This window comes from Limnohabitans parvus II-B4 (assembly GCF_003063455.1).
Lineage (GTDB): Bacteria > Pseudomonadota > Gammaproteobacteria > Burkholderiales > Burkholderiaceae_C > Limnohabitans_A > Limnohabitans_A parvus.
Genome location: NZ_NESN01000001.1, coordinates 795,115 through 808,008, shown reverse-complemented (window position 1 = coordinate 808,008; position 12,894 = coordinate 795,115). Strand labels below are relative to the sequence as shown.

Below are 12,894 nucleotides of genomic sequence, written 5' to 3'. Positions count from 1 at the left end.
ACTCAGCAGGACCAAATCGGACATAAATTACATATAAATCAATGACTTAAATGAAATGTATGGACGTAAAAAAACCCCCTAGATAGGGGGTCTGGCGGAAGCGGTGAGATTCGAACTCACGGACCCTTTCGAGTCGCCGGTTTTCAAGACCGGTGCAATCGACCACTCTGCCACGCTTCCTTGGGGCCAGATTGTAACGAGTTAAATCACCGATTCCGGCTGTTCCAGCATCGCCCCCCATCAAAAGCCATTTAAGCCGCAGACAACATGCCGCGCTTTTCGATGAAGGCCACCACGTCGGCCAGGCCATCCAGCGTTTTGAGGTTGGTCATGACCCAGGGACGCGTTTCCGGGTTGGGGCGCATGCGGTGGGTGTCGTCACGCATCACTTGCAGGTCTGCGCCCACATGCGGGGCCAGATCGGTCTTGTTGATGACAAATAAATCACTCTTGGTGATGCCCGGGCCGCCTTTGCGCGGGATCTTTTCGCCCGCAGCCACGTCGATCACATAGATCGTGAGGTCGGAGAGTTCTGGGCTGAAGGTGGCGGCCAGGTTGTCGCCGCCGCTTTCAATGAAAACCACATCGGCGTTCGGAAATTTTTCCAGCATCCGGTCAATCGCTTCGAGGTTGATGGACGCGTCTTCTCGGATGGCGGTGTGTGGGCAGCCGCCCGTTTCCACGCCCATGATGCGCTCGGCAGGCAGTGCACCGCTCACGGTGAGCAGGCGCTGGTCTTCCTTGGTGTAGATGTCGTTGGTGATGGCGATCAGGTCCCAGCGCTCGCGCATGTTTTTACACAGCATTTCGAGCAGCGTGGTTTTGCCGGAGCCGACCGGCCCGCCAATGCCCACGCGCAGGGGCGGCAGTTTTTTGGTGCGGTGGGGGATGTGGTGCAGTGTAGAAGAGGATGTGCTGTTCATGATCGAAAAATTCGGGAGTATTGGGTTTCGTGGCGGGCCGACAGGATGGCCAGCATGGGGTTGAAGGCTTGCCGGTCTTCGTCGTTGGTTTGCATGGCCGTTTGCACGGCCAGAGGTATCTCGCGGGCCAGCCGCGCCAGCATGCGCTGGCCCGCGCTTTGGCCGAGAGGCACGGCTTTGAGGGCGGCCTGGGTCATGTTCTCGGCCCAGCCAAAGGCACAGGCCTGCAAGGCCTGGGCAAGCGGGGCCTGGGCCAGTGACAAAGCCAGCGCCATGGCCAGGGGATAGGTGGGGGGCAATTGGGCGCAGCAGTTCAGTTGCGCATCGCTGGCTTGCTGCAAGTTGCGCAGCCAGTCGAGCAAGGAGCGGCCCATCTGTTCGGCTTGCAAGCGCATTTCGGCGGTTTCGCGAGTGGCCATCACCCAATCGTTCAGGGCTTGCAGCCGGGCGGTGTCGCCGCACTGCCATGCGGGGATGGCTTGCGCCAGCACCGCCATGTCACCGCGCGACTGCGTCAGGTGCAGATGGTCCACCACCCAGTCGGTGGCACTTTGCACGTTGTGCACCAAGCCTTGTTCGATGGCGGCTTCGAGACCTTCGGAGTACGAGAAGCCACCAATCGGCAGCGCAGGCGATGCCAGCCAGATCAGTTGCAGCAAGCCAGACGGGGCGCTGTCAGTGCTCATGCTTGCAGCCGGGGCCGTGCGCATGCGGCTCGGCAGTCGTTGCGTTGTCGCTGTGCGAGTGACCGTGGTCGTGGTTATGTCCATGACCGCCGTGCGAATGCCCGCCGTGGTCACCATACGCGCCACTTTCTGGCTCGAAAGCCTCAGACACGGCCACCACCGTCATGTGCATCGCCCGCAGCATGTCGGCCAGCACATGGTCGGGTTCGATCTTGAGGTGGTCGGGTTTCAGCTCAATCGGCACATGCCGGTTACCCAAGTGGTAGGCGGCGCGGGTCAGGTCAAAGGCACTGCCGTGTTCGCTGCAAGCGGTGATGCGCAAAACCTCTTGGGGTGCGGCCTCTACGCGAATGAGAGAGCCGTCTTCGGCCACCAGCACATCGCCACCGCGCACCACGGTGCCCCGTGGTAGGAACACGCCAAGTTGGCGGCCCGTGCTGTCGGTCGTGTCAAAGCGGCTCTTCTGGCGGGTATCCCAGTCGAGCGTGATGGTGCTGGCGCGCTGGACCAGCACACGGGCCAGGCCACGGCCTTGGGGCATGAGTTTGGAGCAAGTGATCATCAGAACAAAAAGTAGCGTTGCGTCATCGGCAGGCTGGCGGCGGGCTCGCACACCAGCAACTGGCCGTCGGCACGCACCGCGTAGGTCTGGGCATCGACTTCCATGCGGGGCGCGTAGTCATTGTGGACCATGTCCTTTTTGCCCACTTGGCGGATGTTCTTCACGGCCGACAAGGTTTTTTGCAGGCCATAACGCGCCCCAATGCCCGCCTGCAAACCGGCTTGCGATACAAAGGTCAGCGAGCTGCGCGACAGCGCGCCGCCAAAGCTGCCAAACATGGGGCGGTAATGTACCGGCTGTGGCGTGGGGATGGAGGCGTTCGGGTCGCCCATGGCGGCCAGTGCGATGAAGCCACCTTTCATGATGAGCGCCGGTTTCACACCAAAAAACGCGGGCTTCCAGATCACCAAATCCGCCCACTTGCCCACTTCGATGCTGCCCACTTCGTGGCTCATGCCGTGCGCAATCGCGGGGTTGATGGTGTATTTGGCGATGTAGCGTTTGACGCGGGCGTTGTCATGGCGGTCGGTGTCGCCGGGCAGGCTGCCGCGCTGCTGTTTCATTTTGTGTGCGGTTTGCCAGGTGCGGATGATGACCTCGCCCACCCGGCCCATGGCCTGGCTGTCGCTGCTCATCATGCTGATGGCGCCCAGGTCGTGCAGGATGTCTTCGGCCGCAATGGTTTCCTTGCGGATACGGCTTTCGGCAAAGGCCAGGTCTTCGGCAATGGCCGGGTCCAGGTGGTGGCAGACCATGAGCATGTCCACATGCTCGTCGAGCGTGTTGATGGTGTAAGGCCGTGTGGGGTTGGTGGAGGACGGCAGCACATTGGCCTCGCCCACCACCTTCAAGATGTCGGGCGCATGCCCGCCGCCCGCGCCTTCGGTGTGGAAGGTGTGGATGGTGCGGCCCTTGAAGGCGGCCACCGTGTCTTCCACAAAGCCCGACTCGTTGAGCGTGTCGGTGTGGATGGCCACTTGTGTGTCGGTTTCTTCGGCCACGCTCAGGCAGTTGTCGATGGCCGCTGGCGTGGTGCCCCAGTCTTCGTGGAGCTTGAGGCCAATCGCGCCTGCGCTGATCTGCTCGTGCAGCGCAGCAGGCAAGGTGGCGTTGCCTTTGCCCAAAAAGCCCAGGTTCATCGGGAAGGCATCGGCCGCCTGCATCATGCGTTCGATGTTGAAGGGCCCGGGTGTGCAGGTGGTGGCAAAGGTGCCGGTGGCCGGGCCTGTGCCGCCGCCCAGCATGGTGGTCACGCCGCTGGCCAGTGCTTCGTCAATCTGCTGGGGTGCGATGAAATGGATGTGCGAGTCGATGCCGCCTGCGGTAACGATCAATCCCTCGCAGCTGATGATCTCGGTGCCTGGGCCGATGACGATGTCGACACCCGGTTGTGTGTCGGGGTTGCCCGCTTTGCCAATGGCGGCGATGCGGTTGCCGCGCAAACCAATGTCGGCCTTGACGATGCCCCAGTGGTCGATGATGAGCGCGTTGGTGAGCACGCAGTCCATCGCGCCCTCGGCGTTGGTGCGCTGTGATTGCGACATGCCGTCACGGATGGTTTTGCCGCCGCCAAATTTCACCTCTTCACCGTAGCCACCCGCTTGCAGTGTGAAGTCTTTTTCAACCTCAATCACCAAGGCTGTGTCGGCCAAGCGAACGCGGTCGCCCACGGTGGGGCCAAACATTTCGGCATAAGCACGTTTGTCGATGTGGGCCATGTCAGGTACCTTTCTGAGGATGCGAGGGGGTGGCCATGTCACTCAATGGGTCATGGGCATGAACGGGACTCATCAGGTCGTTCAACGAAGTTAGCGCGAGCACCAGCAAACTGACCGAACACAAGCGGTAAGTTAATTTTGTCCATTGGTTGCTGACCTGACGAAGGATGCTTGCCACGGCTGCGGCGCAAACAAAGCACCAGATCAGCGATGAGGCCATGAAACCTGCCATGAAGGTCATGTAATCGGTGGTCTGTGGCTCAGCAATGCCCAAGCCGCCCAGGGTGCTTCCAATGGCAGCCCAAAAAGCCAAGTTTTGTGGATTTGTCAACGACAGAGACATGCCCCGTCTGAATGCGGGTCTGACTTGAAGTTCTGTGCGAGATCCAATGGTGTCTTCAGAGCAAGCGGTACGCCAGCTGTCCCATGCCAAATAAAGCAGGTAGCCCGCACCAGCCAAGCCCAGGGGTATGCGCACCACAGCGATTTGTATCAGCAAGCCAATGCCGGTAAGACCCAGAATAGCCCATGAGGCATCGCCAACCAAGGAACCCAATTGGGTTTGCAAAGCAGCGTGAAAACCACCTTTGGCACCTTGTTTGATGGTCTCAACAAATACGGGGCCGGGTGCGGCGTTGAAGATCAATCCCAAAAGAAAAGCGGTGATGAAAAGCGTCATGGTGTGCTTTCAAGTCCACCTTGGACCAGCCCCCGAAAGCCATACACCACACGGTCACCTGCGTAGTCCACCAGCTCCACGGTGCGTTGCTGGCCGGGCTCAAAGCGTACGGCGGTGCCGGAGGCGATGTTCAGGCGCATGCCGCGTGCAGCAGCGCGGTCAAAGCGCAGGCCCGCGTTGGTCTCGGCAAAGTGGTAATGCGAGCCCACCTGAATGGGGCGGTCGCTGGCGTTTTGCACCACCAGCGTGCAGGTGCGGCGGCCCACGTTCAGGGCGTGCTGGCCGGGGTCAATCAAAAGTTCTCCGGGGGTCATGCGGGACTCACTTTTTGCCGAAGTAAACCGCCAGGGCCACCAAGGCGCTTGCGACCACAAAGCCCAGCACATCGGTGCTGTGCCAGTGCGAACCACCGAGGCTGTGCCCGTCATGTGCCCAAGCGGCCGTGCCCAGATTCAAAAGGGCGAAAGAAAGTGTCCGAGCCAGATTTTTCATGGGGTGTTCCTTTGCAATGTTCAAACGATGGGTTGGTGCACGGTCACCAATTTGGTGCCGTCCGGAAAAGTGGCTTCCACCTGTATGTCGGGGATCATTTCTGCGATGCCGTCCATCACGTCGGCACGCGTCAAAACGGTGCGGCCTTCGCTCATGAGTTGGGCCACGGTCTTGCCGTCCCGTGCGCCTTCCATGACGGCAGCGCTGATCAGCGCAATGGCTTCGGGGTAATTCAGCTTGAGGCCGCGTGCCTTGCGGCGCTCGGCCAAAAGGCCTGCTGTGAAGATCAGCAGCTTGTCTTTTTCACGAGGGGTGAGTTCCATTTTGGTGCGTTCTGAAAGAGTTGGTGCATTGAATGAATCCAATCAAGCAAAGAGCGTGCCCTTTATAGCGGCTTGGAAAATTTCTAGGGAAACGCCATGCGCATGGGGTGGTCGCGAGGGTTCTCCCGTGGGTTGGCACGGTGATTGCAACAGCAAGTCCAGCGTTGCAAGTCTCCGCGTGTTTGAAAACCTACTTTCCTGATTGGAGTGATCTCATGATGAACCGTCGTGGCAATCTCAAAGCCCTCGCCACTGCCGCAGCCTTGGTGGCTGGCAGTTTGACTTTTTCGGTCCAGGCACTGGCCGCTGACACCATCAAGGTGGGCGTGCTGCACAGCTTGTCGGGCACCATGGCCATCTCCGAGACCGTGTTGAAAGACACCGTGCTCATGGCCATTGACGAGATCAACGCCAAGGGTGGCGTGCTCGGCAAAAAGCTGGAGCCTGTGATTGTTGACCCTGCTTCCAACTGGCCTTTGTTTGCTGAGAAAACCAAGCAGCTGCTGGGCCAAGACAAGGTCTCGGTCATCTTCGGTTGCTGGACTTCGGTGTCGCGCAAATCGGTTTTGCCCGTCGTGGAAGAAATGAACGGCCTGCTGTTCTACCCCGTGCAATATGAAGGTGAAGAGCTGTCCAAAAACGTGTTTTACACCGGTGCTGCGCCCAACCAGCAGGCCATTCCTGCAGTGGACTACCTGATGAGCAAAGAAGGCGGGGCAGCCAAGCGCTGGGTCTTGTTGGGCACCGACTATGTGTACCCCCGAACCACCAACAAAATCTTGCGCGCTTACCTCAAGTCCAAAGGCGTGGCTGACAAGGACATCGACGAAAAATACACCCCCTTTGGCCACAGCGATTACCAAACCATCGTGGCCGATGTGAAGAAGTTTTCTGCTGGCGGCAAAACCGCTGTGGTCTCCACCATCAACGGTGACTCCAACGTGCCTTTCTACAAAGAACTGGGCAACGCGGGCCTGAAGGCCAAAGACGTGCCCGTGGTGGCGTTCTCGGTGGGTGAAGAGGAGCTGCGTGGCGTGGATACTAAGCCTTTGGTCGGTCACTTGGCGGCATGGAACTACTTCATGAGCATCAAGAACCCTGCCAACGACGAGTTCACCAAAAAGTGGGCGGCTTATGCCAAGGCCAAGGGCATCGCTGGTCACAAAGACAAAGCTTTGACCAACGATCCAATGGAAGCCACTTACATCGGCATCAACATGTGGAAGCAAGCGGTTGAAAAAGCCAAGTCCACCGACACCGACAAAGTCATTGCAGCGATGGCCGGTCAAACCTTCAAGGCACCGAGCGGCATCACCAGCAAGATGGATGAGAAAAACCACCACCTGCACAAGTCGGTGTTCATCGGCGAGATCAAGGCCGACGGCCAGTTCAACGTGGTCTGGAAGACACCTGGCCCAGTGAAAGCCAAGCCATGGAGCCCTTATATCCCTGGCAACGACGTCAAGCCTGACGAACCTGTCAAGAAGTGATGGGTTTGAAGGTCATTCCCGCGCAGGCGGGAATCCATGACAGTCAACGAGATGGATCCCCGCATTCGCGGGGATGACACGACACTTGTCATTCATGAGTTTGATGAAAAAACTGTCATTCCCGCGCACGCGGGAATCCATTTCATGCCTAAGTTTGCCTTGGCGAGCAACTGCTGAACATGAGATGAGAAAAATGAAAAGATGGATGGTGAAAGGCGCGTTGATCGCCAGCGCGGTGTGGTGCTTGACGGCTGCGCACGCCCTGACGATTCAGGAGGCCCGTGGCATGGCGACCGGGGAGAGCGATGCCCGCGTAGAAGCCTTGGCCAAAGCAGTGGCCCAAGGCGATGAAAAAACGGCAGTCTATCTGCAGGCGCTGTCTGACGATGTCGTCAAGATCAGCAAGGACGAGGTGATCATGGTGCGCGATGGCCAGGGCACAGACCCGGTCACAGGTCAATCGGTGCCCGTACCTGATGATGCCGACGATGTGATGCTGAACAACCGCCTGCGTGGCGAACTTGACACCGCTTTGGCGGCGCTCAAGTTGTTCAGCCCTGATGTGAAAGTGCGCCGCCTGGCTGCATTGTCCTTGCTCAAAGAGCCCGATGCCAGCCGAAAGCCATTGCTCGACAAAGCCTTGGCGGCCGAAAAAGATCCCACCGTGCAAAGCTTGGTGCGACAGGCCCGCGCTGCAGCGCTGCTGACCAGCGATGCACCGAATGACCGCTTGCTGGCCGCCCGCGAGCTGGCCGACAGCAAACAGCCAGAGACCTTGTTGTTGCTCAACCAGCGCCTGGCTGATGAGCAAGAGCCTTCGGTCAAGAAACAAATTCAGACCTCCTTGGCCGCTGTGCAGAACAGCTTGCGCTGGGGCGAACGCTTGGGTGCGTTGTTCACGGGTGCCAGCCTGGGCTCCATCTTGCTGCTGGTGGCACTGGGGCTGGCCATCACGTATGGCCTGATGGGCGTGATCAACATGGCGCACGGCGAGTTGATGATGATCGGGGCCTATGCCACCTATGTGGTGCAAGCCTTGTTCCGAAATTACCTGCCCGGTGCGTTTGACGCTTATTTGCTCGTGGCCATTCCTGTCGCATTCCTCACTTCGGCCTTGGTGGGCGCCGTGATGGAGCGCACCGTGCTCAAGCATTTGTATGGCCGCCCACTGGAAACCCTGCTGGCCACCTGGGGCATCAGTCTGGTGCTGATGCAAGGTGTGCGCAGCTTGTTTGGTGCGCAAAACGTGGGCGTCGAAAACCCTTCGTGGATGAGCGGCGCGTGGGAGCTGTTGCCCAACCTGCAATTGCCTTGGAACCGCGTGCTCATCATCGTGTTTGCCGCCGCAGTGTTGGTGGGCATGGCGCTTTTGATCGGCAAAACGCGCTTGGGCTTGTTTGTCCGTGGCGTCACGCAAAACCGCCCCATGGCGTCGTGCATGGGCGTCAACACCGCCCGCATCGACACCTATGCCTTCGCATTGGGCTCGGGCATTGCCGGCCTGGCCGGTTGCGCCCTCAGCCAAGTGGGCAACGTTGGTCCTGATCTGGGCCAGAGCTACATCGTGGACTCGTTCATGGTGGTGGTGCTCGGTGGCGTGGGCCAGCTGGCGGGCACGGTCTATGCCGCGCTGGGCCTGGGCTTGGTCAACAAGTTGCTCGAAGGCTGGACTGGCGCTGTGCTGGCCAAGATTTGCGTGCTGGTGTTCATCATCGTCTTCATCCAGAAGCGCCCCCAGGGCATCTTCGCGATGAAGGGGCGCAGTGCTGAAGCATGAATATGAGCATGACCATGAAAAAATTCCAATTACCTGCTGTAGCCCCCTTGCTGGCTCGCAAAGCTTGGTCGGTGTTCTTGCTGGCGCTGATCCTGGTCGGTGTCGTGGCACCGGCGTTCAACCTGCTGGTGCCTGCAGGCAGTGTCTTCCACCTGAGCGACTACGCCATCGCCTTGATTGGCAAGATCATGTGCTACGCGATTTGCGCCCTGGCCATGGACCTGATCTGGGGCTACACCGGCATTTTGTCGCTGGGGCACGGCCTGTTCTTCGCTTTAGGTGGCTACGTGATGGGCATGTACCTGATGCGCCAGATCGGCCAGGACGGCAACTACAAGAGCGACTTGCCCGACTTCATGGTCTTTTTGGACTGGAAAGAGTTGCCTTGGCACTGGGCTCTGTCGGACAGCTTCATCGCCACCTTGATTCTGGTGGTGCTGGTGCCCGGTGTCATCGCCTTTGTGTTTGGCTATTTCGCCTTCCGCTCGCGCATCAAAGGGGTGTATTTTTCCATCATCACCCAGGCCATGACGTATGCGGCCATGCTGCTGTTCTTCCGAAACGAAACCGGCTTTGGTGGTAACAACGGCTTCACCGATTTCAAGCGCATTCTGGACTTGCCGATCGCTACACCGGGCATGCGCATGGGGCTGTTTGTGATCACCGGCTTGACGCTGCTTGGCTTTTACCTGTTCTCGCGCTGGTTGGTGGGCAGCAAATATGGCCGCGTGTTGCTGGCCATTCGCGATGCCGAAACGCGCGTCATGTTCTCGGGCTATTCACCTTTGCCTTACAAACTCAGCATCTGGGTGATTTCGGCCGTGATGTGTGGCATTGCAGGTGCTTTGTATGTGCCGCAAGTGGGCATCATCAACCCGGGTGAGATGAGCGCTGCCAACTCGATCGAGATCGCAGTTTGGGCCGCTGTGGGTGGCCGGGGCACCTTGATCGGCCCGATTGTGGGGGCCTTTCTGGTGAACGGTGCCAAGAGCTGGTTGACGGTCACAGCGCCTGAGTTCTGGTTGTACTTTTTGGGTGCGCTGTTCATCGCGGTCACCTTGTATTTGCCGCAAGGCGTGGTGGGCTTGGTCCGTGCACGCCAAGGCTTCCTTAAACATTTACGTCATTCCCGCGAAAGCGGGAATCCAGGCCCAGGATCCCCGGTCAAGCCGGGGATGACTGCTCCTCCGCCATCTACCGATCAGAAAGGCGGTGCCGCATGACGCCCGATCTCTTGCAACAAGGGGCCCAGCGTGTGGCCGAACACGCCAAGCTGGTGAGCCAAGCCACCGAGTCCGGTGGCCGCAGCGCAGGCTATGGCCGTGTGGTGCAAGATACAGCGCAAGTGGACGTGACCCACGGCCGCATCTTGTACCTGGAAGACGTGAGCGTGAGCTTTGACGGCTTCAAGGCCATCAACAAGCTGTCGCTCGACATTGCGCCGGGTGAGCTGCGCTGCATCATCGGCCCCAACGGCGCGGGCAAGACCACGATGATGGACATCATCACCGGCAAAACTCGCCCGGACGAAGGCACCGTCTTCTTTGGCAGCACCATCGATTTGCTGCGCCACAACGAACCCGAAATTGCGCAGCTGGGCATTGGCCGCAAGTTTCAAAAGCCGACGGTGTTCGAGCACCTCACGGTGTTTGAAAACCTGGAGTTGGCGCTGAAAACGCCCAAAGGCGTGAAGGCCTCGATGTTCTTCAAGCTCGATTCGCGCCAGAGCGATCGCCTGGCCGAAGTGCTCCACACCATCCATTTGCAAGACAGCGTGCGGGTGCAGGCGGGCACGCTCAGCCACGGTCAAAAGCAATGGCTGGAGATCGGCATGTTGCTCATGCAAGACCCGAAGCTGTTGTTGCTGGACGAACCAGTGGCGGGCATGACCGACCATGAAACAGAACGCACCGCCGAGTTGTTTTTGACCCTCAAAGGCAAGCATTCGCTGATGGTGGTGGAGCACGACATGAGCTTCATTCGCACCATCTCGGACATCGTCACCGTGCTGTGCGACGGCTCGGTGCTGGCCCAGGGCACGCTCGATCAGGTGCAAGCCGACGAGCGGGTGATTGAAGTTTATTTGGGGCGCTGACCATGAGCACATCGACCCAGAAACGTCATCCCTTACGTCATGCCACCCGTCACCCCTGTGCGTCATCTCTTACGTCATGCCACCCGTCACTCCCGTGCGTCATCCCGGACTTGATCCGGGATCCATTTTCGAATTGGCTTATGTCGGACCTGAAGGTCCGACCTACTTGAAGAATGAAACATGCTTGAAGTCAATAACATCCACCAGTATTACGGCGGCTCCCACATCCTGCGCGATGTGAGCCTGTCTGCCGAGCAGGGGCAAGTCACCGTCTTGCTGGGCCGCAACGGCGTCGGTAAAACCACCTTGCTCAAATCGCTCATGGGCCTGGTGCCGATCAAAAGCGGCAGCGTCACGTTGGCTGGGCAAGACATCACACAGGCAAAACCCTACGAACGTGCGGCGGCCGGTATTGGCTATGTGCCTCAGGGTCGAGAAATCTTTGCCCGTTTGACGGTCGAAGACAACCTGCGCATGGGCTTGGCCACACAGCCCGGTGGCACACCGATACCGCCCGAGTTGTTCGAGCTGTTCCCGGTGCTCAAGCAAATGCTGCACCGCCGAGGTGGTGATTTGTCAGGCGGCCAGCAACAGCAGTTGGCCATCGCCCGCGCTCTGGCGGCCAAGCCGCGCTTGCTGATCCTGGATGAACCCACCGAAGGCATCCAGCCCAGCATCATCAAAGACATCGGCCGCGTGATCCGCCAACTGGCTGACGTGGGCCTGCAAGGCCAGCGCATGGCGGTGTTGCTGTGCGAGCAGTACTACGACTTCGCCGAAGAACTGGCTGACCAGTATTTGGTGATGGAGCGCGGTGAGGTGATCGCCCGAGGCCCTGGCAGCGAGATGAAGGAAAAGAACATCCAACAGTTGGTGGCGATTTGACGCAGCCTAGTTGTCATGCCCACGAATGCGGGTATCTATGGATGCCGAAAGCCATGGACCCCCGATCAAGTCGGGGGTGACAAAATCAGGGAGGATGTCCCCTTTATTGTCATGCCCGCGAATGCGGGTATCCATGGATGCCGAAGACATGGACCTCCGATCAAGTCGGGGGGTGACAAAATCAGAGAGGATGTCCCCTTGATTGTCATGCCCGCGAATGCGGGTATCCATGGATGCCGAAGACATGGACCCCCGATCAAGTCGGGGGTGACAAAATCAAGGAGGATGTCCCCTTTGTTGTCATGCCCGCGAATGCGGGTATCCATGGCCACCGAAAGCCATGGACCCCCGATCAAGTCGGGGGTGACAAAATCAGGGGCAGGTCGGTGGCTTCAGTCTGGAAGCTCATCCGCTAATGACTACAAATTCCAAAGCCTGGGCACGGTGCCGCTCATGCGCCACATCTCAAGCCGCCAGGCCGCCCACACTTGACGCAGCAGCTGCATGGCAGGCTCGGTCACGGGTGACAACACGCGCAGCACGATGACCTGTTGGTGCGGCGATGTGGCCCCGGCGGTCAGGCGAAGTTCAGACGCTTCGAGCAGTTCACGCGCACAGGCCAAAGCGCGTTCGCTGCGTTCAGCCGCGATGGCACTGCCCGCTGCAAACACCAGCGTGGCCATGCATCGCTGCCCAGCCAGGCCCAGCGGGCTGTTCATCAATCGGGTGTCGGTGGCGCTGATAGTGCCGCGCTCCAGCCACACACCAGAGACTTCCATGTGTTGGCGGAACGTGCCTTGCGCAAAGGGCAGGTCGGCAGCGGGCAGGCCCAGCGCGGAGATGTCCCAGGTCATCATTTCTGCGCCAGGCGCCAAGTCAAATACGGCGCGGTTGAGCGCATCACATTGGTTGTAGGCGATGGCCTCGAGCGGCAACCATTCCAGACGGGCATCGGCTTCCACCCGGGCGTGCACTTGCTGGGTGGCCAGGCCCGCGTCTGACCGGTAAAAGCGGGTAGCACCAGGGGTGGTGACCAAGCCATGTGCGCCAGCACCTACGGTCACCTTCATGTCCAGCATGTCGCCGCCCACCAAGCCGCTGGGCGGGTGCACCAGCACGTTGTGGCACACCGCATCGCCTTCCGGGTAAAGGCTTTGCAGGATGCGCAGCGGCCCGTTGTGCAGGTAGCGCGCAACGCTGCGCTCAGACTCCAGGGTGTAGTCGAGCGTGAGGCTGGCGTGCCAGGTCATGCCTTGACCCACGC

General features: G+C 59.5%; 15 protein-coding genes and 1 tRNA gene. 6 read left to right on the top strand and 10 right to left on the bottom strand.

Going from position 1 to position 12,894, the window contains the following annotated elements; genetic code table 11:
• Positions 1–92 precede the first annotated feature (92 nt).
• The 9 genes from B9Z37_RS03750 to ureA all read right to left on the bottom strand — a co-directional run bounded on the left by B9Z37_RS03750 (position 93) and on the right by ureA (position 5,383).
• Positions 93–180, bottom strand: a tRNA-Ser gene (locus B9Z37_RS03750).
• A 71-nt stretch (positions 181–251) separates the two neighbouring features.
• Entirely contained in the window at positions 252–923 is a 672-nt protein-coding gene (ureG, locus tag B9Z37_RS03745; protein WP_108311656.1) for an urease accessory protein UreG, read from the bottom strand.
• Positions 920–1,609, bottom strand: a complete 690-nt coding sequence (locus tag B9Z37_RS03740) for an urease accessory protein UreF (RefSeq protein ID WP_108311655.1) — start codon at positions 1,607–1,609, stop codon at positions 920–922. Before B9Z37_RS03740 ends, ureG begins: the two co-directional genes overlap by 4 nt.
• On the bottom strand, positions 1,599–2,171 hold the full coding sequence (ureE, locus tag B9Z37_RS03735; protein WP_108311654.1) for an urease accessory protein UreE: 573 nt from the start codon (positions 2,169–2,171) through the stop codon (positions 1,599–1,601). The genes B9Z37_RS03740 and ureE overlap by 11 nt, the downstream gene beginning before the upstream one ends.
• Positions 2,171–3,889, bottom strand: a complete 1,719-nt coding sequence (gene ureC, locus B9Z37_RS03730; protein WP_108311653.1) for an urease subunit alpha — start codon at positions 3,887–3,889, stop codon at positions 2,171–2,173. The genes ureE and ureC overlap by 1 nt, the downstream gene beginning before the upstream one ends.
• A 1-nt stretch (position 3,890) precedes the next feature.
• Positions 3,891–4,568 carry a LysE family translocator gene (locus tag B9Z37_RS03725; RefSeq protein ID WP_108311652.1) on the bottom strand — a complete coding sequence of 226 codons (678 nt, stop codon included), beginning with the start codon at positions 4,566–4,568 and terminating at the stop codon, positions 3,891–3,893.
• Entirely contained in the window at positions 4,565–4,882 is a 318-nt protein-coding gene (locus B9Z37_RS03720; protein ID WP_108311651.1) for an urease subunit beta, read from the bottom strand. Before B9Z37_RS03720 ends, B9Z37_RS03725 begins: the two co-directional genes overlap by 4 nt.
• 7 nt (positions 4,883–4,889) lie before the next feature.
• Entirely contained in the window at positions 4,890–5,060 is a 171-nt protein-coding gene (locus tag B9Z37_RS14415; RefSeq protein ID WP_167394308.1) for a hypothetical protein, read from the bottom strand.
• 20 nt (positions 5,061–5,080) lie between these two features.
• Positions 5,081–5,383, bottom strand: a complete 303-nt coding sequence (ureA, locus tag B9Z37_RS03715) for an urease subunit gamma (protein ID WP_090138429.1) — start codon at positions 5,381–5,383, stop codon at positions 5,081–5,083.
• Positions 5,384–5,601: 218 nt separating this feature from the next.
• Here ureA and urtA point away from each other — a divergent pair, with 218 nt between their 5' ends.
• From urtA to urtE, 6 genes are all read left to right on the top strand, one after another.
• Entirely contained in the window at positions 5,602–6,873 is a 1,272-nt protein-coding gene (gene urtA, locus B9Z37_RS03710; RefSeq protein ID WP_108311896.1) for an urea ABC transporter substrate-binding protein, read from the top strand.
• Positions 6,874–6,909: 36 nt separating this feature from the next.
• Positions 6,910–7,050: a hypothetical protein gene (locus tag B9Z37_RS14550; RefSeq protein WP_205872532.1), complete on the top strand. Its 141-nt coding sequence runs from the start codon at positions 6,910–6,912 to the stop codon at positions 7,048–7,050.
• Between the two features lie 16 nt (positions 7,051–7,066).
• Positions 7,067–8,650, top strand: a complete 1,584-nt coding sequence (gene urtB / locus B9Z37_RS03705; RefSeq protein WP_108311650.1) for an urea ABC transporter permease subunit UrtB — start codon at positions 7,067–7,069, stop codon at positions 8,648–8,650.
• Between the two features lie 14 nt (positions 8,651–8,664).
• On the top strand, positions 8,665–9,873 hold the full coding sequence (urtC, locus tag B9Z37_RS03700; protein WP_407067215.1) for an urea ABC transporter permease subunit UrtC: 1,209 nt from the start codon (positions 8,665–8,667) through the stop codon (positions 9,871–9,873).
• Positions 9,870–10,745: an urea ABC transporter ATP-binding protein UrtD gene (urtD, locus tag B9Z37_RS03695; protein ID WP_108311649.1), complete on the top strand. Its 876-nt coding sequence runs from the start codon at positions 9,870–9,872 to the stop codon at positions 10,743–10,745. Before urtC ends, urtD begins: the two co-directional genes overlap by 4 nt.
• A 180-nt stretch (positions 10,746–10,925) precedes the next feature.
• On the top strand, positions 10,926–11,630 hold the full coding sequence (gene urtE / locus B9Z37_RS03690) for an urea ABC transporter ATP-binding subunit UrtE (RefSeq protein ID WP_108311648.1): 705 nt from the start codon (positions 10,926–10,928) through the stop codon (positions 11,628–11,630).
• Between the two features lie 419 nt (positions 11,631–12,049).
• Here urtE and B9Z37_RS03675 read toward each other — a convergent pair whose 3' ends face one another.
• On the bottom strand, positions 12,050–12,880 hold the full coding sequence (locus B9Z37_RS03675; protein ID WP_108311645.1) for an urease accessory protein UreD: 831 nt from the start codon (positions 12,878–12,880) through the stop codon (positions 12,050–12,052).
• Positions 12,881–12,894: the final 14 nt, after the last annotated feature.